General features: G+C 61.3%; 18 protein-coding genes. 7 read left to right on the forward strand and 11 right to left on the reverse strand.

Features of this window, described 5'->3' with window-relative positions; translation table 11 throughout:
• Positions 1 to 37 precede the first annotated feature (37 nt).
• From ACP7A2_RS16060 to ACP7A2_RS16080, 5 genes are all read right to left on the reverse strand, one after another.
• Positions 38 to 1,498 (reverse strand): YncE family protein, encoded by a 1,461-nt coding sequence (locus tag ACP7A2_RS16060; RefSeq protein ID WP_426135005.1) that lies wholly within the window; start codon positions 1,496 to 1,498, stop codon positions 38 to 40.
• Between the two features lie 38 nt (positions 1,499 to 1,536).
• The gene (locus ACP7A2_RS16065) at positions 1,537 to 1,965 is read right to left on the reverse strand and encodes a DUF305 domain-containing protein (protein WP_426135006.1); all 429 of its coding nucleotides are present in this window, start codon (positions 1,963 to 1,965) and stop codon (positions 1,537 to 1,539) included.
• A 112-nt stretch (positions 1,966 to 2,077) separates the two neighbouring features.
• The gene (locus ACP7A2_RS16070) at positions 2,078 to 2,206 is read right to left on the reverse strand and encodes a DUF2256 domain-containing protein (protein ID WP_426135007.1); all 129 of its coding nucleotides are present in this window, start codon (positions 2,204 to 2,206) and stop codon (positions 2,078 to 2,080) included.
• Positions 2,203 to 3,741, reverse strand: coding sequence for a cryptochrome/photolyase family protein (locus ACP7A2_RS16075; protein ID WP_426135009.1), 1,539 nt, complete (start codon positions 3,739 to 3,741; stop codon positions 2,203 to 2,205). Before ACP7A2_RS16075 ends, ACP7A2_RS16070 begins: the two co-directional genes overlap by 4 nt.
• A gap of 194 nt (positions 3,742 to 3,935) precedes the next feature.
• On the reverse strand, positions 3,936 to 4,748 hold the full coding sequence (locus ACP7A2_RS16080) for an HAD family hydrolase (protein WP_426135010.1): 813 nt from the start codon (positions 4,746 to 4,748) through the stop codon (positions 3,936 to 3,938).
• Between the two features lie 264 nt (positions 4,749 to 5,012).
• On the opposite strand from ACP7A2_RS16080, the gene ACP7A2_RS16085 reads away from it, so the two are divergent.
• Positions 5,013 to 6,206, forward strand: a complete 1,194-nt coding sequence (locus ACP7A2_RS16085; protein WP_426135030.1) for an ATP-binding protein — start codon at positions 5,013 to 5,015, stop codon at positions 6,204 to 6,206.
• 28 nt (positions 6,207 to 6,234) lie between these two features.
• Here the strand turns inward: ACP7A2_RS16085 and ACP7A2_RS16090 are convergent, their stop codons facing one another.
• The 4 genes from ACP7A2_RS16090 to ACP7A2_RS16105 form a co-directional block, all read right to left on the reverse strand.
• The gene (locus ACP7A2_RS16090; protein WP_426135011.1) at positions 6,235 to 7,698 is read right to left on the reverse strand and encodes an aldehyde dehydrogenase family protein; all 1,464 of its coding nucleotides are present in this window, start codon (positions 7,696 to 7,698) and stop codon (positions 6,235 to 6,237) included.
• Between the two features lie 157 nt (positions 7,699 to 7,855).
• Positions 7,856 to 8,701, reverse strand: a complete 846-nt coding sequence (locus tag ACP7A2_RS16095; protein WP_426135012.1) for a GNAT family N-acetyltransferase — start codon at positions 8,699 to 8,701, stop codon at positions 7,856 to 7,858.
• Positions 8,698 to 9,879, reverse strand: coding sequence for an NAD(P)/FAD-dependent oxidoreductase (locus ACP7A2_RS16100; protein WP_426135013.1), 1,182 nt, complete (start codon positions 9,877 to 9,879; stop codon positions 8,698 to 8,700). The genes ACP7A2_RS16095 and ACP7A2_RS16100 overlap by 4 nt, the downstream gene beginning before the upstream one ends.
• A gap of 15 nt (positions 9,880 to 9,894) precedes the next feature.
• Positions 9,895 to 11,031 (reverse strand): DSD1 family PLP-dependent enzyme, encoded by a 1,137-nt coding sequence (locus ACP7A2_RS16105; protein ID WP_426135014.1) that lies wholly within the window; start codon positions 11,029 to 11,031, stop codon positions 9,895 to 9,897.
• A gap of 95 nt (positions 11,032 to 11,126) precedes the next feature.
• Between ACP7A2_RS16105 and ACP7A2_RS16110 the strand changes: the two genes are divergently transcribed.
• The gene (locus tag ACP7A2_RS16110) at positions 11,127 to 12,011 is read left to right on the forward strand and encodes a LysR family transcriptional regulator (protein WP_426135015.1); all 885 of its coding nucleotides are present in this window, start codon (positions 11,127 to 11,129) and stop codon (positions 12,009 to 12,011) included.
• A gap of 39 nt (positions 12,012 to 12,050) precedes the next feature.
• Here ACP7A2_RS16110 and ACP7A2_RS16115 read toward each other — a convergent pair whose 3' ends face one another.
• Together ACP7A2_RS16115 and ACP7A2_RS16120 are read right to left on the reverse strand one after the other, a co-directional pair.
• Positions 12,051 to 12,764, reverse strand: a complete 714-nt coding sequence (locus ACP7A2_RS16115) for a cupin domain-containing protein (protein ID WP_426135016.1) — start codon at positions 12,762 to 12,764, stop codon at positions 12,051 to 12,053.
• 22 nt (positions 12,765 to 12,786) lie between these two features.
• Positions 12,787 to 13,638 carry a GNAT family N-acetyltransferase gene (locus ACP7A2_RS16120; protein ID WP_426135017.1) on the reverse strand — a complete coding sequence of 284 codons (852 nt, stop codon included), beginning with the start codon at positions 13,636 to 13,638 and terminating at the stop codon, positions 12,787 to 12,789.
• A gap of 497 nt (positions 13,639 to 14,135) precedes the next feature.
• On the opposite strand from ACP7A2_RS16120, the gene ACP7A2_RS16125 reads away from it, so the two are divergent.
• The 5 genes from ACP7A2_RS16125 to ACP7A2_RS16145 all read left to right on the forward strand — a co-directional run bounded on the left by ACP7A2_RS16125 (position 14,136) and on the right by ACP7A2_RS16145 (position 19,675).
• Positions 14,136 to 14,804, forward strand: a complete 669-nt coding sequence (locus tag ACP7A2_RS16125; RefSeq protein WP_426135018.1) for a haloacid dehalogenase type II — start codon at positions 14,136 to 14,138, stop codon at positions 14,802 to 14,804.
• Positions 14,805 to 14,825: 21 nt separating this feature from the next.
• Positions 14,826 to 16,100: an NAD(P)/FAD-dependent oxidoreductase gene (locus ACP7A2_RS16130; RefSeq protein ID WP_426135019.1), complete on the forward strand. Its 1,275-nt coding sequence runs from the start codon at positions 14,826 to 14,828 to the stop codon at positions 16,098 to 16,100.
• 95 nt (positions 16,101 to 16,195) lie between these two features.
• Positions 16,196 to 17,833: an ABC transporter substrate-binding protein gene (locus ACP7A2_RS16135; RefSeq protein WP_426135020.1), complete on the forward strand. Its 1,638-nt coding sequence runs from the start codon at positions 16,196 to 16,198 to the stop codon at positions 17,831 to 17,833.
• Positions 17,834 to 17,846: 13 nt separating this feature from the next.
• Positions 17,847 to 18,803, forward strand: a complete 957-nt coding sequence (locus ACP7A2_RS16140) for an ABC transporter permease (protein ID WP_426135021.1) — start codon at positions 17,847 to 17,849, stop codon at positions 18,801 to 18,803.
• Positions 18,800 to 19,675, forward strand: coding sequence for an ABC transporter permease (locus tag ACP7A2_RS16145; protein WP_426135022.1), 876 nt, complete (start codon positions 18,800 to 18,802; stop codon positions 19,673 to 19,675). Before ACP7A2_RS16140 ends, ACP7A2_RS16145 begins: the two co-directional genes overlap by 4 nt.
• The last annotated feature ends 1 nt before the right edge of the window (position 19,676 follow it).

The following is a 19,676-nucleotide window of genomic DNA, read 5'->3' on the forward strand; positions in this document are numbered from 1 at the left end:
GCTATTGGCCCCCGTGGTGTTGCGCTGTTTCACATCCTTACTGGCTTTGTACTTGCTTGATCGCGCCGAGTTGATCGGGCTTACCCTCCACGATCACCAGGTAGCGCCGCTGTTCCGGCACATCTGCCTTAACGATCTGGCGGATTGGACCCACCGTGGAGACCACCGCCGCGCCCGCCGGATTGGTCATAAAGGCCAGCAGCGGTTCGAGTTTGCCGGAGCCATCAGGTTTTTCCGCCAAGGCCAGGGTGTAGGGCTGTTTTGGCTCAAGACCGCTGACCCCGGCTTGCAGCACCTGGGTCAAGCCCTGACTGAACAACGTCACGCTGGTGGCGGGCTGCCCGGCGGTCTTGCCGACAACCTGCAGGCTCAGGTGTTCGGCCTGGCTGGCCAGCCCCAACGGTTTGAGGTTGTCAGTGCCTGGGCCTTTGGTCACGGCATTGGGCACGTAGGCAATGGCTTGGGGCGCCTGGCCAATGGCAATGTTGTTGCCCACTAGCGTGTTGGTCAGGGTATCAATCACTGCAAAGGCGTCATCGTTTTCCAGGCCCACATAGATGCGCGTGCCATCGCCGGACGGCCAGATGCCATGGGGCAAACGACCGACCTTGATCGTGGCGATCTTTTCAAAATTATCGGTGCGATACACCTGCACCTCGTTCAACCCGCCGACGGTGATGTAGGCAAACGAACCGTTGGCGTTATTGACCAGGTTGACGTGGTTGGCAATCGGGCCGATGTCGAGGGTCTTCAGCAGTTTGAACGGTGGTGTGGCCTCAAACACCTGGGCCTTGCCAATGTCTTTCAAGGTGAACCACACCTGCTTGCCATCCGGCGACGCGGCGATATTGGGGCAGAACGGGCTGGCCTGTATCACTTCGCCGACTTTCTTGTGGTCAGCCACGGTGAACACTTCGGTCAGTGGGTTGAATGACGAGCAGACGTAACCGTATTTGCCGTCCGGGGAGAATATCTGCATGCCCGGGCCCGACTGGGTCTTGATGCGGGTTTTCTCCTGGTAGGTCTTCGCGTCGATCACCGACACGTAATCCTCGCCCCGCACGGTGACCCACACTTCCTTGCCATTGGGGGTGAAAAACGCCTCGTGAGGGGCGCGACCGACATAGGTCTTGTGTTTGACGGTGTTGGTTTCGGTGTCGATGAACGACACGGAGTTAGTCCCGATGGAGACTACCGCCAGGGTTTTGTGATCCGGCGAGAAGCCCATGCCGTGTACCAGCACTTCGCCGCGGTACAGCGGGCTCAGGTTGCCCGGTTGCGGATCGCCAAGGCTGATCACGCCGAGCAATTTATTATCGACCGGGTCTACCACAGACACCGTGTTGGAATACTGCTCGGCGGCGTACAACCGGTCCTGGTGGGTGATGGGAATATCGTTGGCTGACGCCTTGCCGGGAATCTGCCCTGCAATGCTCGCTCCGCTTGCCGACAGTAATGCCAGGGTCAGTAATGCCAGCGGGAATGTTGTTTTCTTCATGAATACATCCTTCTTGTTGGAATGCCGGCCCGCGCGGTTCAGGGTTGGGAAGCGGCTGGAGGTTGGGTCGGCGCAGCGGCGGAGGGCGGCAGCGGGCCGTCGATGGCCAACTGCATGGCGGCGATCTCCTGCTGCTGTTCAACGATAATTTCCTGAGCCAGGCGCTTGAGTTGCTCGTTGTGGCCGTATTTGAGGTAGGTGATCGCCATGTCGATAGCACCCTGATGGTGCGGGCTCATCATGGCGACGAAGTCACGGTCGATGTCCCCGGTCGGCTTGGCGTCCATCCCGGCCATCATCTTGTCCATGGCGGCGCTGTTTTCGTTTAGAAAGGGCGTTTCGTTGCCGCTCTGGCTGGCGGTAGCACCGTGTTCATGGCCTTCGTGGGCCATTGCAGCAAACGTCACGGTCGTCAGGGCGAGCGCGGCGATACCGCTGAGCAGGGTGCGAGGTGTGTGTAGAGGCATGGTCAGGTTCTCTTGTCGGTACACAGTGCAGACGATTGGCACACCGATTTATTCCCACTGACGATAGCCCCGCGTTTGAAAAAAACCAGGGACGCGCGCCGAGCCTCAGCGATCACCGCGTCCTTCGGCAACGCTCAGAGCAATAGCGCACCTCTTCCCAGCAGCGCGCCCATTTCTTGCGCCACGTGAAGGGGAGGCCGCAAGTGACGCAGGTTTTGACCGGGAGCTCACTTTTTTTCAAAATGACTCACCTTCATCCAGCTGTGTCAGTAACCGCTGACCACGCTGCCAAAGCGCCTGCTGTTTGGATTCATCCATGCGGTCGAGGTTTTTATAAAGCATGGCCATGCGGTGATTGCCACGCAGGCAGTCGCCGTGACGCATCAGGAAGTGCCAGTACAGCGAATTGAACGGGCAGGCGTCCTCGGTAGTGCTTTCAGTCACCTTGTACGCGCAGCCACGGCAATAGTCAGACATGCGCTTGATGTACTGGCCGCTGGCACAGTAAGGCTTGGAGCCCAGATACCCGCCATCGGCGTGCATGACCATGCCCAGTGTATTGGGCAGTTCCACCCAGTCGAAGGCGTCCATGTAAATCGCCAGGTACCACTCACAGATCTGACTCGGCGCAATGCCGGCGAGCAGGGCGAAATTGCCGGTCACCATCAGCCGTTGGATATGGTGAGCGTAGGCGTGTTCAAGGCTTTGGTTGATGGCCTGGCGCATGCAGTTCATCTGTGTGTCGCCTGTCCAGTAAAACTCCGGAAGCGACCGGGTATTGCCGAACGCGTTGCCATGGGCGTAGTCCGGCATCTTCAGCCAATAGACGCCCCGCACGTATTCGCGCCAACCGATCAATTGGCGAATAAAGCCTTCGGCGGCATTCAGGGCAATGCTGCCAGACCAATAGGCGGCCTCCACATCGCTGCACAGCTGGCGAAGATCCAGCAAGCCGATATTCAATGCAGCGCTTATCCTTGCATGAAACAAAAAGGGTTCGTCGCTGGCCATGGCGTCTTGATAGTCGCCGAAGGCAGCCAGGCCCCAATCGAGAAAGTAATTCCACAATGCTTGAGCGTCAGCGTGAGTAACCGGGTAGTCAAACGTATCAACGGTGCCGTAATGCCCGCTGAAGTGCCTGGCGACCAGCGCGAGCACATCACGGGTGATTGCATCTGGCGTAAAACGCGCCGGTGATGGCGGCTTTATCCCTTTGGGCAAGGCTTTGCGGTTTTCGGCATCGAAGTTCCACGCGCCGCCCACCGGGCTGGCGTCGCCATTGAGCAATAGCCCACTCTTGCGCCGCATTTCGCGGTAAAAAAACTCCATGCGCAGCTGCTTCTTGCCCGCCGCCCAGCGGGTGAATTCGTCACGTGAACACAGAAAACGCGCATCGCTGTGCCATTGAATCGGCAAGCCACAGTCGCGTATCGACTGCTCCAGACGCCAGTCGCCGCATTCGGTCAGGTGGAACTCGGTGGGCTGCAGGCGCGCTTGCCAGCGCAGCAGTTCACCCGGCACTGAGCCACTGTTGTGCGGGTCATCGAGTGCCACGTAGTGAACCTGGATTCCGCGCTCGCGCAACGCCTCGGCGAAGTGGCGCATGGCACTGAAGATCAGCGTGATTTTTTGCGGGTGATGGGGGACATGGCTGGCTTCTTCCATCACCTCGACCAGCAACACCGTATCGCGTTCTTTATCCAGGCCCTGCAGCGAGGCCAGGTCAAAAGACAGTTGGTCGCCCAGAACGAGGCATAGCCGGCGAGTCGATTTCATGGCGCGTTATCCAGTGAGTGAGCCACGCAGGAGCCCGCGATTTCGCCGCAGAACCCCTGAACTGATGCGTGACATAAGCAGTGGTGAATACTTGTACAAATAATGGATTTTGTACAGGTTTCTAGCGCTTTTATTGAGTGTGTGAGGTTGAAACCTTTACGCCTTAAGGCACCCAGAGGAGGACCAATGAACAGCTAGGGACGCGTGGCAATTTCTTCCAGGTGCTGCAGTAATCCCAGTGGATCTTCATACACCCTCAGCGCGCCGGATCGCTCAAGCTCGCTGATGTCGTAGCCACCCGACAGCAAGCCCACACCTGTCGCCTTGCAGCGCCGAGCGGCCAGCATGTCCCACACGGCATCGCCGACGACGACGCATTCCTCGATGGGCACTTCGAGTTTTCGCGCGGCGGCAAGAAACAGGTCCGGGTCGGGTTTGCCGTACTTGACGTCATCGCGAGTGACGATATTGATTTGGTTAATATCCAGGCCCAAAGCCTTCAGGTTGATTTGCGCAGTAGACGACCCACCGCTTGTGGCAATGCACCACTTCATCTTCGCCTGCGTCAGCGTTTGTAAAAGTTCGACCGCACCGGGTAGCGCGGTTATCTGGCCTTTGAGCGATGCGTAGGCTTCAGCATGTTTTTTACTGAGTCTTGTGCCTTGTTCGTCGCTGATTTCCACCCCGGTTTCGCGCGACAGGGTCTTTAACATCAAGCCTCCGCTCATGCCGATTTTCCTGTGGATGCGCCACATGGCGAGCGGAATGTTTTCGGCGTCGAGTGCCTGTTTCCAGGCCGCGACATTTTGATAGACGCTGTCAGTCAATGTGCCATCAAGGTCAAATATAAAAGATGTTTGAGGACGTCCACTTGAATCACTGTCGTCTTCTCGACTGACCCGTTGATCATCCGTCAGGCCCGCCTGTAACAGTTCTTCCTGTGTCGGTGGGGCAACCGGTTGAGTGTTCATTAATGAATTTGATCCCGGTTCTTTTTGCTTAGTCATTACAGCTTTCCCTTTAATTTGAGTGTGAGCGCTTAGTTGTGTGAAACCACCGAGGCCACCCCGTTCATTAATTCGTAAGCGACCAGCGGTGTTCTGCGACGAGCGCCAACTGAGGGAAACAGCCAGAGGTTGAACGAACCTGATCAGCAGGGGATCAGACCACTGATGGAGTCTGTTATGTGGCGTGGACTGATGCCCGGCACACTGATCTCTCCTGGAGGGCGCGCATGTGCATGCGCGCCCTCCAACCAAGGACAATTTGCCATGCGCCTTTCAGCTTTCCTGCTCAGCAATATCGAGCCCATTCTTCAAGAATGGGAAAATTTTGCTCGGACGATCCGTACCGACAGCGCGCCCCTGGACTCCGCCGGGCTTCGTGACCATGCCGAGCTGATGATCAGAGCCATCGCCGATGACCTGCAAACCTACCAGTCCGGGCATCAACAGCTCGAAAAATCCAAGGGGCTGGCCCCCACGGAAGACGATACGGCCGCTCAAACTCACGCTATCACCCGCTTGATGGCCGGTTTCAGCGTTGAGCAAGTCACCTCTGAGTTCAGAGCGTTGCGCGCCAGCGTGGTCAAGCACTGGATGAGCCGCGTCAAGGACGGTGAAACGTTTGAAGTGGAGGATATGATCCGCTTCAACGAAGCGATCGATCAGGCGCTCGCCGAGTCCATCAGCAGCTATGCGAGCGCCGTGCAGTCGTCGCGTGATGTGTTCCTGGGGATTCTGGGTCACGACCTTCGCACGCCCTTAAGTGCGATTCTCATGGGAGCCGACGTGCTCTTGCGCACGGATGACTTAAACGTCAGGACAACCAAAATTGCCTCCCGCATCTACGCAAGCGTCAAGCGCGCGTCACGTATCGTGGGCGACCTGCTGGACTTCACCCGCTCGCAGCTTGGCCGTGGCATTCCTGTCAATCGCACGTTAATTGACATGGCGCCCGTGTTTGATCGAATTGTTGACGAGTCCCGCGCCGTTTACCCTGAGGCCAATATCGTGGCCGACCGAGCAGAGCGTGCGGTCGGCGAGTTTGATGAGGCACGCCTGGAGCAAGTGTTTTCGAATTTGATCAGTAATGCCGTCCAGCATGGCGCCGGTCGCTCACCGGTGAAGGTGACGCTTGAAGCCTGTGACCACAGCCTTTCGTTCAGCGTGCACAACATGGGTAAAGCGATTCCCGAAGACGTGCTGCCCTTTATCTTCAACCCCATGGGCCGTTATTCGCCGCAGTCCTCAGAGGACAACGGCCCCTACGCGAGCCTGGGCCTCGGGCTGTTTATCGTGGATCAGATCGTTAACGCGCACGAGGGCTATATCAACGTCTCCTCCGATCCGGAGGCGGGTACCTCGTTTAACGTCGCTATCCCGCTCAGTTCCACCTCCGCCCACCCCAAGTGGAGACGTCACAGAGAAGAGGCACCCGTGCCCGCGGTGTGGAGTACCAAGTAAGCTCGATACAGGTGCCGGAGCCGGCTGGCTACTCGCCGAAGCCAATGATCGCTTTGGTTTCAAGGTACTCTTCAAAACCCTGTACACCGTACTCACGACCGTTGCCCGAACGCTTATAGCCGCCGAAAGGCGCCATCGGGTTCCAGGCGGGATAGTTCAGCAGCACTTGCCCGGCACGAATGCGCGAGGCAACGGCACGCGCCAGGTTCAGGTCCTGCGCTTGAACATGCGCACCGAGCCCATAGACCGTATCGTTGGCAATAGCGACGGCCTCATCGACCGTCTCGTACGCGATGATGCATAACACCGGGCCGAATATTTCCTCCTGGGCAATGCGCATGGCGCAGCTCACGTCGGAGAACACCGTGGGTTGGGTGTAGAAGCCCTTTTCAAAGCCGGCCACGCGTCCTGGCCCGCCGCACAGCAGTTTTGCGCCCTCGGCGATGCCTGCTTCGATCATGGCCTGAACGCGATTGAATTGAGCCTCGTTGGCAATCGGGCCCAGTTGCGTCGCTTCCGATTGCGGGTCGCCGACGATGATTGCATTCGCGGTGGCGGCAGCCAGTGATTCGACTTCCGCCAAGCGGCTCCTTGGCACAATCATCCTGGTCGGCGCGCTGCACGATTGCCCCACGTTGCGAAACGCCGACATCACGCCCATCGGCACCGCTTTGGCAAAGTCGGCGTCCGGCAGCAGAATGTTCGGCGACTTGCCGCCCAGCTCCTGGGTCACGCGTTTCACGGTGGGGGCAGCGGCCTGCGCTACCAGAGCGCCTGCGCGGTTTGAACCGGTGATTGAAATCATATCGATATCAGGGTGCGCCGCCATGGCGGCGCCCACCTCATGCCCGCTTCCGTTCACCAGGTTGAAGACGCCGGGCGGCAGGCCGGCGTCGTGCACCAGTTGCGCAAACAGCAGCGCGCTCAGCGGCGACAGTTCGCTGGGTTTCAACACCACAGTGCAGCCGGCGGCCAGCGCCGGAGCGACCTTGGCGGTGATCTGATACAGCGGCCAGTTCCACGGGGTGATGAGGCCGCACACGCCGATGGCTTCTCGTTCAATCGCGGTGCCGTTTTCAACCGTCTGGAAGCGATAGCTGGACAGCACGTCACGGGCGACCCGCACGTGTTCGGCCGCCAGCGATACTTGCATCGACCGCGCGAAACTTATCGCGGCGCCCATTTCCAGCGAGAGGGCTTGGGCAAGCGTTTCCTTTCGCTCAAGGATCAGCTCGTGGATTTTGCCGAGCACCTGCGCACGTGACGCCGGGGACGACGCTGACCAACCCGGCAATGCGGCACGCGCAGCGGCAACCGCACGATCAACATCCTCGGCAGACCCGCGTGCAACCTCGGCAACCACTGCTTCAGTGGCCGGATTGACCACCGGCAGGCTCGCCGGGACGGCAGGCGCGCACCAGCGCCCATTGATGTAAAACAGGCGCGAGGTGTGCGGATCAACGCTGTAGCTATTCGAAGAGTGTGTGGTCATCCAACGAGCTCCCTGGAGCGGTAATAGGCGCTGCGACGGGCACGGCCCTGGCGTGTGGTTACGCTAGCAAAACGGCCCAGTCCAAAGATGCCGTTGTTGCCGCCTGCAAGGAATAATCTGCTGAATCCGCCAGGTTGGCCGCGCATCTTGCCTGGCTTCAGCCGATGGCTTGGGTCACCAGCGCAAACTGCTGGACTCCCTCGCGTGATTGCGGGGGCACACCCAACACCATTCTGGGCGCTCGATCAACACAGGGCAGGCCCAGGCTTTCCAGCCACTCGGCCAAGCCGCAATCGGCGAGGATGTCGAAACGCACAAAGGCGCCAGGGATCATGCGCAGCGCGTGGGTAATCAACTGCTGAGCCTGCTGCAGATTCTGCGCAACCACCGGGCCGACGATATGGCCGCGCCCAAATCGGCGGAGCAGGGCGCACCCGGTCAGTTGCCCGTTTACCTCGAAACCCACCACGTGCTCGGCCGTCGGCAGCAGGTCCTTGAGGACGGCGCTGCGGTCCAGGCCACTGCCCGCGTTGGCCAGCTCGATCAGCGCTGGGTAATCGGCCTGGCTTAACACCCGGCACTGCGCGTGCCTGACCAGAGGCATGGGCGCGGGTGTCTGCGGCACGCCCTGGTGTTGCTGGATTCGCGCGAAATCCACGAAGCCCATGCTGGCATACAGCGGCGCGCCGGCCTCAGTGGCGTTGAGGATCGGCGTGCGGGGCGCGGCGGCCTCCAGGCACAGGGTCATCAGGCGGCGCCCGATGCCTTTGCCCTGATGCTGATCGCTCACGATCACCAGGCCGATGGAGGAATAGGCGCCCTGGTGACAGGCAAACGCCACGCCCACCAACTTGCCGTCCTGTTCGGCAACGAAGCCTTCGGAGGTGCGCTGCACCATGGCCCAATCCTCTTCTCGGTGGGGCCACTTCAGGTGCACCGACAGCGCATGCGCCGCCGGCATGTCGGACGCGGTGGCGGGGCGATAAACCGTAGCGAGGCTCATATGAGTTTTCCTGTCGAGAGGGCACTGGTCGCCACAGGCTGGGCAACCGATGGTTGGGTAAAGCGGCGGATATCGAACGGGCTGATCAAGGTGCTGGTGCTGCCGGTGCTGATCAGTTCGGCCATCACATCGCCGACGCCAGGCCCCAGCTGGAAGCCGTGGCCGCAAAAGCCAAAGGCATAAAACAGCCCGTCCACGGCGCCGCTCGGGCCCATCACCGGCAAGGAGTCCGGCGTATAGCTCTCGATGCCGCTCCACACGCGGATGATGTTCAGCTTCTCGGCGCCAGGTAGCAGCCGCTTCATTTGCCGCATCTGGTTGAGCAGGCTTTGCGGCTTGAAATACGCCCGTCGGTTGAGCATGTCCGGTGTGCAGCGGTTACCGCCGCCGATGATGATATTGCCGCGCGGGATCTGCCGAAAATAGATCACCTCTTCCTTGATCTTGGTAAATACCCCGATCACGGTTGGCAAGGCATACGGCACCGGCTCAGTCACCGACATCTGCGGGCCGTTGGGTTCCAGCGGCACCGCCTCGCCGAAACGCTCGGCAAGCTTTGCCGCCCAGGCACCGGCGGTGATCAGCAGTTGGTCGGCGACGAAGTGCTGGCCGTCGGTGGTGGTGACGTGAAACGCGTCGTTGACCTTTTGCACATCGGCAACTTCAGTGCGCTCTTCGATGCGCGCACCGAGCCGACGCGCCGCACGCGCAAACGCCGGCGCCGCCAGCCGGGGGTTGGCGTGACCATCGTGGGGCGCATAGGAGCCGCCCTTGACGTCCGGGCCCAGAAAGCCAAAACGTCGGTGCAGTTCGGCGCCCCGATAAATCTTCAAATCCAGCTGCGCGGCCTCCGGTGCGGCGGCGTAGGCTTCCAGTTCAGCAATTTCATCCTCGCGATAACACACGCGCATGTGCCCGCTGGCGATGAATTCAAGGTCATCGTCAATCAGCTCCGGCAGGCGTTTCCACAACGCCCAGGAGCGGTTGGCCAGCTCCAGTTGCCCCAGGTAGCGGCCCTGGCGTCGCACGTTGCCAAAGTTCACGCCGCTGGCGTACTGACCAATCTGGTCGCGCTCCAGCAGCGTGACCGAGCAGCCGCGCCGACGCAGAAAAAACGCTGAAGAGGCGCCCATGACGCCGCCCCCGATCACCAACACATCACTTTTTTGGATATTCATAACGACTCCGCTGAATTACCAGCCATGCAGGCGGCTCCAGGTGTGCACCAAGCCTTCGGCATCCAGGGCGTGGTAGTCCGGGAATTGCGCGCCGGTGGCGCAGGCGTGATTGGGCAGGATGCGCAAACGGCTGCCAATCGGGAAGCGCGCGACAACGTCGGCCGTGTCGGCGGCGCCCAGGGTGATGATGCCATGTTCCTGGTTGGCGCCAGTGACCCGTGCGCCGTCAATCCAGTCGCCGGCTTCGTTGCACACTTGGCCGTAGCCGAAGTCCTGGCGTTGACGCTGCGTGCCGCGGTCGCGACTCATGGCCATCCAGCCGGCGTCGGTGATGATCCAGCCTTTATCCGGTTGATGGCCGATGACGGTGGTCAGCACGCTCAGCGCCAATTCATCTGCCTGGCACACGCCGATGTTGTGCATCACCAGGTCGAAGAACACATAGACGCCTGCGCGCACCTCCGTCACACCCTCAAGGTTCAGCACCGAGAGCGCAGTGGGTGTGGAGCCGATGCTGACGTCTGGGCACGCCAACCCGGCCTCGCGAATACGCTGCGCGGCGCGCACGCACAGCGCGCGTTCCTGTTCAGCCAGTGCTTGCAGGGCTTGCAGCGTATCCAGGTCATAACTGGACCCCGCGTGGGTCATCACGCCACGCAGTCGCATACCGCCGTCGCTGAGGATGCGCGCAACCTCTATGAGGGCGCCGTCTTCAGTAGCCAGGCCTGAGCGATGGCCGTCGCAGTCAATTTCGATCCACACCTCAAAGCACGCGTCGTGAAGCCGGGCGAAGGCAACGATCGCTTCGGCGCCGACCACGCTGTCGGTGAGCACGCTGAGGTGGCAGCCCTCACGCATGAGCGCCAGGGCTTGAGGCAGCTTGGCCGGCGCCATCGCTACGGCGTAAAACACATCGCGGATACCGTGCGTGAAGCAATGCTGAGCTTCCTTGAGGGTGGAAACCGTCACGCCGCTGGCGCCTGCGGCCATCTGTGCGCTGATCACCGGCAGGCACTTGCTGGTTTTGATGTGCGGGCGCAAGCGCACGCCGAGGGTGTCCATGCGCTGCTGCATGCGCTGGATATTGCGCTGCATTCGCGGCACATCGACTAACGCTACGGGCGTATCGAGAGGGGCAATCGGCGTGGACATGATGGCACTCGAGTGGCTGGGTACGGGCTGCACTCTACTCAGCAATCCTTAAGGTGTGGTTCAATTGAAGCTCATCAATCATTAAGTAAAATTGAATGATCTCCATCGAAGACTTGCGCCTCGCCGTCACGCTTGCCCGCTCTGAATCACTCAGTGCTGCCGCCAGAGCCCTGAACGTGTCGCCGCCCGCGCTTTCCATGCGCCTGCGCAAGCTCGAAGGGCAATTGGGGCTCACGCTGGCCAATCGCGACGCGCGGCGCCTGAGCCTCACCGCAGAAGGCGAACGGTTCTCGCGAGAAAGCGCAGTCTTGTTGGACCAGTTGGAGGCGCTTGGGGAGTCCTTCACGCAAAAAGACGAAAGGCTGGTGGGAACCTTGCGGTTGGCGGCGCCGTTTGGTTTTGGCCGACAGCGGATCGCGCCGTTGCTGGCACGTTTTGCAAAGCTGCACCCACAGGTGTGCCTGCAGTTGGATTTACGCGAGACACCCTGGCCCGATCGCCATGACAGCGATGCGGTGATTCACATCGGTCACCTGAATGACAGCCTGTGGACCGCCCGGCAACTCACGCCCAACGAGCGATGGTTATGCGCCAGCCCTGCGTATTTGCTGGAGCACGGCGTGCCGTCGACGCCCGAGGAACTGGCCTCGCACCGCTGCATTTGCATTCGTGAAAACGATGAGGACGTGACCTTGTGGCACCTGCGAAAGGGGCAGGGGCGCAAGACCCTGCGCATAGAGCCCGCCCTGTTGAGTAACGACGGCAGCGTCGCCCGGCGCTGGGCCGAGCAAGGTTTGGGGTTGGTCTTGCGTTCGCAATGGGATGTCAGTGACGCCATTGCCAACGGCAGCCTGGTACGCGTGTTGGCGCCGTGGAGTTTCGACAGCGCACCGATCAACCTGCTGGTGCCTTCGCGCAAACTTCGCAGCCCGCGCGTGCAGGCGTTGGTGGCGTTTCTGGAAGACAGCTTGAAAACCTGAACCCAGGGCCGTGTACCTGCGGTTTCGCCCCTCTGCAGTTCACTGCACGGCGTAAACCTTGCGCACATACACCGTGCTGGTCCAGGCGCACGGTGCGCCTTTTGCCACAAAAACGGTGTCACCGGTGCAGACGGTCACGTCGGTGCCCTCGGCGTCCCGCAGCGTCACGGCGCCCTCCAGCAGATGCATTAATTCATGCAGCTTGTGCGGGCGGCCGTGGCGGGCGTAGGGCGTCGAGTCCCACAGGCCCACTCGCAGCTCGGTCACGGCGTCGTCGAACAGGTTGAGGGCGCGGCACTGCGGCGCCGGGCCGATCAGGATGGCAGGTTCCGGCGCGGCGGAGGGGTTCAATAAGCTGTGCGCAACCATCAGCGTCACGCCTGGCCGTGCGGGGGCGGCGGGCTGGTCGACGGCGCAGAAGGCCCATTGGCTGCCCACACTTGCCTGCACCGTGAGGCGCGTGCCACGGCCAATTACCGCGCTGTCACCCACGCCCAGGTCCAGGCTTTGTTCGGCGGTATGCAACACCACTTTGCCGGCGTGAACCACCAGCGTTTCGCTGTGCGGGAAATCGTCGACGGTGAGTTCGCCGCTGAACCCTACCAGGCCTGCGGACACGCCATCAGTTCCGAGCCAGGCGAGTTGGCGGGTGTCTGCAAAGGGGTCCAGCGGGCTCAGGGCGCCACGGTTGAACGGCGTGTCGACGCGGTTGCCGTCGGCGCGTGCCAACAGCAGAATTCGGGGAGAGGGCATGGGTAAGGCTCCGGATGAACAGTCAGCTGATTGCTTGGGTGATCAGGGCAAACGGGTGAACACCGCCGCTGGCCCGAGGCGGTTTGCCCAGGGCCATCTGCGCGACCGTGTCGATGTGTTTCAGGCCACTGTGTTCGAGCCAGTCGTTGAGGCCGCAATCGGCAGGAATGTCGATGCGAACAAAGGCATCCGGCACCTGCGCCAGCAACACGCCAATCAGGTGTTTGGCCTGTTTCAGGTCCTCGGCGACTACCGGGCCGATGCAGCGCCCACGCCCAAACGGGCGCAGCAATGCGAAGCCGCGTAACTGGCCATCGCGCTCAATGCCCACGGCATGCTCCACCTGCAGGTCGCGCAGGACCTCGCGGCGGTCCAGGCCGCTGGCGGCCTTGGCGAGCGCGAGCAGGGCGGTGTGATCATCGGCGCGCAACGCTCGGCAAGTTTCGCCTTCGCCAAGGTCGGGCAAGGCCGGTACCTGCGCCTGCCCCTGATGCTGTTGCACCCGTCCGAATTCGACAAATCCTTGGCTGGCATATAGCGGCGCACCGGCGAGGGTCGCGTTGAGAAGTGGCGTACGCGACTGGCACGCTTCGAGCGCGTGCTCCATTAGCCGGCGACCGATTCCCTGGCCCTGGTAATCATTGCTGACGATCACCAGGCCAATGGTGGCGTAGTCGCCCTGGGGGCAGGTGAACGCGCTGCCGATCAGACGCTCGCCGTCCAGCACCACGAAACCGTCGCTGACGCGTTGCAGCATGGCCCAGTCTTCCAGGCGGTGCGGCCATTTAAGCTGCGCCGACAGCGCATGGGCGGCCGGCAGGTCGGCGCGGGTCATCGGGCGGTAGACATAAGCGGGGTGTGGCAGTGCGGACATGGCGAGGCTCCGGAGTGCGGTTTGGGCGATGGGGGCAGGTCACTTGAACGCCTGTATCGCACCTGCATTCAGGGCTGGCAATAGGGCGCGGGTGATTCGGTAGATTTGGTGGGCAGAGGGGTGGACGGCCATAGTTACTGCTTAATTTCGGGGATGGGCCGGTAGCAAATGCCAGGCGCTTTTTTGCCGGGGCAGGTTGTGCTCGTGCTGCTGTATTGCGCCCCACAGGTTCTGCCGCCGCCAACCCTTATCCTTAAGCCTTCCCACCGCAAAAGCCCCGTAAAAGCGCACAAACAAAGGCTCTGCCCAAGCCTGGCGCGCACCGCAAACTCTGCTGAGGCCAGCCACCAAAACGGTGGTTTGTATTGAGTGCAGGTCGTTTTAGACGTCATATGCTGATTTCACAGTGGTGTAATGAAGCTGTGCTGCAACGAGGCCGACGCGCCGCCAGGGCAGCGAACGCTTGTCACCTTCAACTGACTTCAGGACCGCACTCAATGAGCTTTCTTCGTCCCAAATTCATTACGTTCGACTGCTACGGCACGCTGACCAACTTCCACATGGGCACCATGACCCGCGAACTCTTCGCAGACCGCATCACCCCCGAGCACATGGACCAGTTCGTCAAAGACTTTTCCGCCTACCGCCTCGACCAGGTCATGGGCGACTGGCGCCCATACGATGAAATCCTCAAGACCGCCCTGGCCCGCACATGCAAGCGTTGGGGTATCGACTATCGCGAAGAAGGCCAGCTGTATTACGACGCCGTGCCGACGTGGGGCCCGCATGCCGATGTACCGGCGGGCCTGTCAAAAATTGCCGACAAGATCCCGCTGGTGATCTTCTCCAATGCCATGGACAGTCAAATCATGTCCAACGTCGACAAGCTCGGCGCGCCTTTCCACAAGGTCTTCACCGCCGAACAGGCCCAAGCCTACAAACCGCGTCTGGCGGCGTTTGAATTCATGCTCGACAACCTCGGTTGCGGTCCGGAAGACATCTTGCATGTGTCTTCCAGCTTCCGTTATGACCTGATGTCGGCGCACGACATGAAGATCAAGCACAAGGCGTTCGTTGCCCGTGGTCACGAAGTACCGGCCAACGCGTTTTACGGCTACCAGCAGATCACCGACATCGGTGGGTTGCCAGCATTGGTCGGTCTGTAACAGCACACCTGGGAGTAAGACATGGGCAGTGAATCCTATTGGCTCGACACTGCACCGGCATTCACCGGTGCGCAGCTGGGCGACTTGCCCAAGCAGGTCGACGTGGCTGTGGTCGGCGGTGGGTTCACCGGCCTTGCGGCGGCTCGCGCCCTGGCGCTTAAAGGCGCCAGCGTGGTGGTGCTGGACGCCGGGCGAGTGATAGGCGAAGCCTCGGGGCGCAACGGTGGGCAGTGCAACACCGGGGTGGCCCAGGACTACGCCGGCCTGTACGCCAGCCTCGGTGCCGACAAGGCCCGCGCTTATTACCAGGCCTATGAAAACGCAGTGCACACGGTGGTTTCGTTGGTGGAGCAGGAAGCGATTGCCTGTGACCTGGTGCGCAACGGCAAGCTCAAGCTGGCGGCCAAGCCCCTGCATTACGAGGGCCTGGCTCGAACCTGCGAGCTGATTCGGCAGGAGGTCGATGCCGACGTCGAGTTGCTCAGCGCCGAGCAAACCCGCGCAGAGGTGCGCTCGTCGCAATTCCATGGCGGTTTGCTGCAACGTAACGGCGTGCAGATGCACGTCGGGCGTTTTGGTGTGGGGCTGGCAGAAGCCGCAGCGCGGCGTGGCGCAATGATCTACGAACACACCCAGGTCAAGGACTGGAAGGCCCAGGCGGGCGGCTATCACGTCAATACCGCCAAGGGCTCGCTGCACGCCGGTCAAGTGTTGCTGGCGACCGGTGCTTGCCAGCATGGCGACCTGGGTTGGTATCGCCGGCGGATCGTGCCGCTGGGCAGCTTTGTCATCGCCACCGAAGTATTGCCCCAGGCGCTGATCGACCAATTGCTGCCCCAGCAGCGTGCCTACGTGACCAGCCGCATGATCGGCAACTACTTTCGCCTGACCCCGGACAATCGCCTGCTGTTTGGTGGGCGTGCGCGGTTTGCGATGTCCGACAGCGTCTCCGATGCCAAGAGCGGCAAGGTGCTGCAGGCCGCGATGCTGAACATGTTCCCGCAGCTGGCGCACGTGAAAATCGACTACTGCTGGGGCGGCCTGGTGGACATGACGTCCGACCGCCTGCCGCGCGCCGGCCAGCACGACGGGGTATTCCATTCCATGGGCTACAGCGGCCACGGCGTGCAGATGTCGGTGCACATGGGCCAGGTGATGGCCGAGGTCATGGCGGGCAATGCCGCCGCCAACCCGTGGCGTGAACTCGATTGGCCGGCCATTCCCGGGCATTTCGGCAAACCCTGGTTCCTGCCGTTCGTGGGCGCCTATTACCGGTTCCAGGACTATCTGCACTGAGTTGCCGTTGTTGCGTCACCGTCGTTTGCGTTTCCAGGACGCTCCGGACATCCGTGAGCACTCGATTCTTCCGATTATCGACAGGTAGCCTTGATATGACTGACAACAAAAACACACCCGAGCTCATTTCCGGCCAGGAAAGCCTGCGGGTCTTCGAAAGTCTCAACCGTGGCATGTCACGCCGCAATGCCCTGCAAATGCTCGGCGTTGCCGGTGTGGCCGCCGCCGGTGCCGGCAGCCTGTTCGGCAGCGCGGGCAAATTGTTCGCCGACGAGGCGGCCGCTGAAGGCAAAGGCAAGCCAGGCGGCAAGATCCGTGTGGCCGGCATGTCCAGCTCCACCGCCGATACGCTGGACCCGGCCAAGGGCGCGCTGTCGACCGACTATGCGCGCCATTACATGTTCTACAACGGCCTGACGCGTTTTGATAAGCACCTGGTGCCGCAGCTGGAGCTGGCCGAGCGTATCGACAACGTCGATGCCACCCTCTGGACCATCACGTTGCGCAAGGGCGTGACCTTTCACAATGGCAAGGCCCTGAGCGCCGCCGACGTGGTGTTCTCACTCAACCGGCACAAAGACCCGCTCACCGGCTCGAAAGTCATGCCGTTGATGGAGCAAATCGTCGAGGTCAAGGCCAGCGGGCCGAACGAAGTGCAGATTCGCCTCAGCGCGCCCAACGCCGAACTGCCGTCGATCCTGGCGGTGTCGCACCTGCTGATCGTTCCCGAGGGCACGACCGACTTCAACAAAGGCATCGGCACCGGGCCGTTTACCGTGGGCGAATTCAAACCGGGCGTGCGCTCGATTGCCGTGCGCAACAAGAACTACTGGAAACCGGGCCTGCCGTACCTCGACGAAATCGAGTTCATTGCGATTGCCGATGAACCGTCGCGGGTCAATGCACTGCTCTCGGGCGATGTGCACATGATCAACGAGGTCAACCCGCGTTCCACCACGCGCATCGCTGCCAGCGCCAAGCACCGGGTCGTCGACGCGCCGTCGGGCAACTACACTGACTTGATCATTCGCCAGGACCAGTTGCCAGGCAAAAGCCCGGAATTCACCCAGGCCATGAAGCTGCTGCTGGACCGCGAGCAGGTCAAGTCCGCCGTGTTTCGCGGGTTCGCCGTGGTCGGCAATGATCACCCGATTGCACCGGGTTCACGCTACTTCAACACCGACTTGCCGCAAACGGTCTATGACCCGGAAAAAGCCAAGTTCCTGTTGAAAAAAGCCGGTATGGAAAGCATCACCATGCCGCTCATGGCGTCGCCTGCGGCGACCGGTTCCGTGGACATTGCGGTGCTGTTGCAGCAATCGGCGAAAGAGGCCGGGCTCAAGCTTGACGTCAACCGCCTGCCCGCAGACGGCTATTGGTCCAACCACTGGATGAAGCACCCGTTGAGCTTCGGCAACATCAACCCACGGCCGAACGCCGACGTGATGTTCTCGCAGTTCTTCCAGTCCAAGGCGCCATGGAACGAGTCCGGCTGGCAGAACGATCAGTTCGACCAGTTGTTGATGCTGGCCCGTGGTGAAACCGATGACGCCAAGCGCGCCAAAATGTACGCCGACATGCAGACCCTGGTGCATGACCACTGCGGTATCGGCGTGCCGGTGTTCATCAGCAACATTGACGGCGTCGACCAGCGTGTCAAAGGCTACGACACCAACCCGTTGGGCGGTTTCATGGGCTACATGTTCGCCGAGCAGGTGTGGCTGGACGCTTGAGGAGGGCAGCGCGATGAATAGCAATACACTGTGGTTGATTGGCCGGCGCTTCGGCGCCGGGGTCGTGACTTTGTTGATAGTGTCCATGGTCGTGTTTGCGATCACGGCCGTGCTGCCGGGGGACGCGGCGCAACAATCCCTCGGCCAGTTCGCGACCCCGGAACAGGTGGCGGCATTGCGCCTGAAGCTGGGGCTGGACCAACCCGGTGTGTTGCGGTATTTGCACTGGCTGATGAGCCTGCTCACCGGCGACCTGGGCGTGTCGGTGTCCAACGCCATGCCGGTGGGTGAATTGATGGCGGGCAGGGTGCCCAACACCCTGATGCTGGCCGGCGCGACGGCGTTAGTGTCGGTGCCGGTGGCGCTGATTCTCGGTATCGGTTCGGCCATGGGCCGGGGCGGGCGCATCGACAGTTGCCTGAGCTTTGTCACCCTGGCGATGGTGGCGGTGCCGGAGTTTCTGGTGGCAACCCTGGCGGTGCTTATTTTCGCCGTCAACCTGGGCTGGCTGTCAGCACTGTCTTACGCCAGTGACATCACCTCACCGCTGCAATTTCTGCGCACCTACGCGTTGCCGGTGATGACGCTGTGCTGCGTGATCGTCGCGCAAATGGCGCGCATGACCCGCGCCGCCGTGATTGACCAACTCGACAGCCCCTATGTGGAAATGGCCCGGCTCAAAGGCGTCAGCCCGATACGTATCGTGCTGCGCCATGCCTTGCCCAATGCCATCGGGCCGATTGCCAACGCCATCGCCCTGAGCCTGTCGTACCTGCTGGGCGGCGTCGTGATTGTCGAAACCATCTTCAACTACCCCGGCATCGCCAGCTTGATGGTCGATGCCGTGACCAACCGCGACATGGCGCTGGTGCAAGCGTGCACCATGTTGTTCTGCGCGGCCTACCTGGGGTTGGTGCTGCTCGCCGACCTGTGCGCAATCCTGTCCAACCCGAGGCTGAGAAACCAATGAACAACCTCATTGCGAAATCCAAGCCTCTGTCGTCCGCCCTGGCACTCGCCAAAGTCTCCAGCGGCCCGTCATGGCTGGGCCTGCTCGGCGCCGTGGTGTGCGTGGTGTGGTTGCTGGTGGCGCTGTTCGGGCCCTGGCTGGCGCCGCACCCGGTGGGTGAAGTGGTGTCCGATAACATCTTCGAAGGCTTCAGCCTTGCGCACCCTTTCGGCACCGATTACCTGGGCCGCGACATGCTCAGCCGCGTGTTGGTGGGCGCGCGGTTTACAGTTGGACTGGCGCTGGTCGCGGCATTGTTGGCCAGCACTTTTGGCACCGGTTGCGCGCTGTTGTCGGTGGTATCACCCAAATGGCTGGACGAAATCATCAGCCGCATCATGGACGCCTTTATTTCGATCCCGAGCAAAATGCTCGCACTGATCATGGTCTCGGCCTTTGGTTCGTCCGTCACCTTGCTGATCTGCACCGCCGTCATCAGTTACATCCCGGGCTCGTTCCGCGTGGCCCGCAGCATGGCCGTCAACATTGAGGCGCTGGAATACGTACAGGTGGCGCGCACTCGCGGCGAAGGCCGTTTGTACGTGGCGTGCATGGAAATCCTGCCGAATATGCTCAACCCGGTCTTGACCGACCTGGGCCTGCGCTTCGGCTACATCGTGTTGTTGCTCAGTGGCATGAGTTTTCTCGGCCTCGGCGTGCAACCGCCCGATGCCGACCTCGGCTCGCTGGTGCGGGAAAATATCGGCGGCCTCAACCAGGGCGCGCTGGCCATCATCATTCCGGCGCTGGCCATTGGCACGCTGACCATCGGCGTGAATCTGTTGATCGACTACCTGTCTTCACGACGTAGTCGACGCACGGGAGGCCATTGAA

The sequence above is a fragment of the Pseudomonas sp. PWP3-1b2 genome (genome assembly GCF_049896045.1).
GTDB lineage: Bacteria > Pseudomonadota > Gammaproteobacteria > Pseudomonadales > Pseudomonadaceae > Aquipseudomonas > Aquipseudomonas antarctica_B.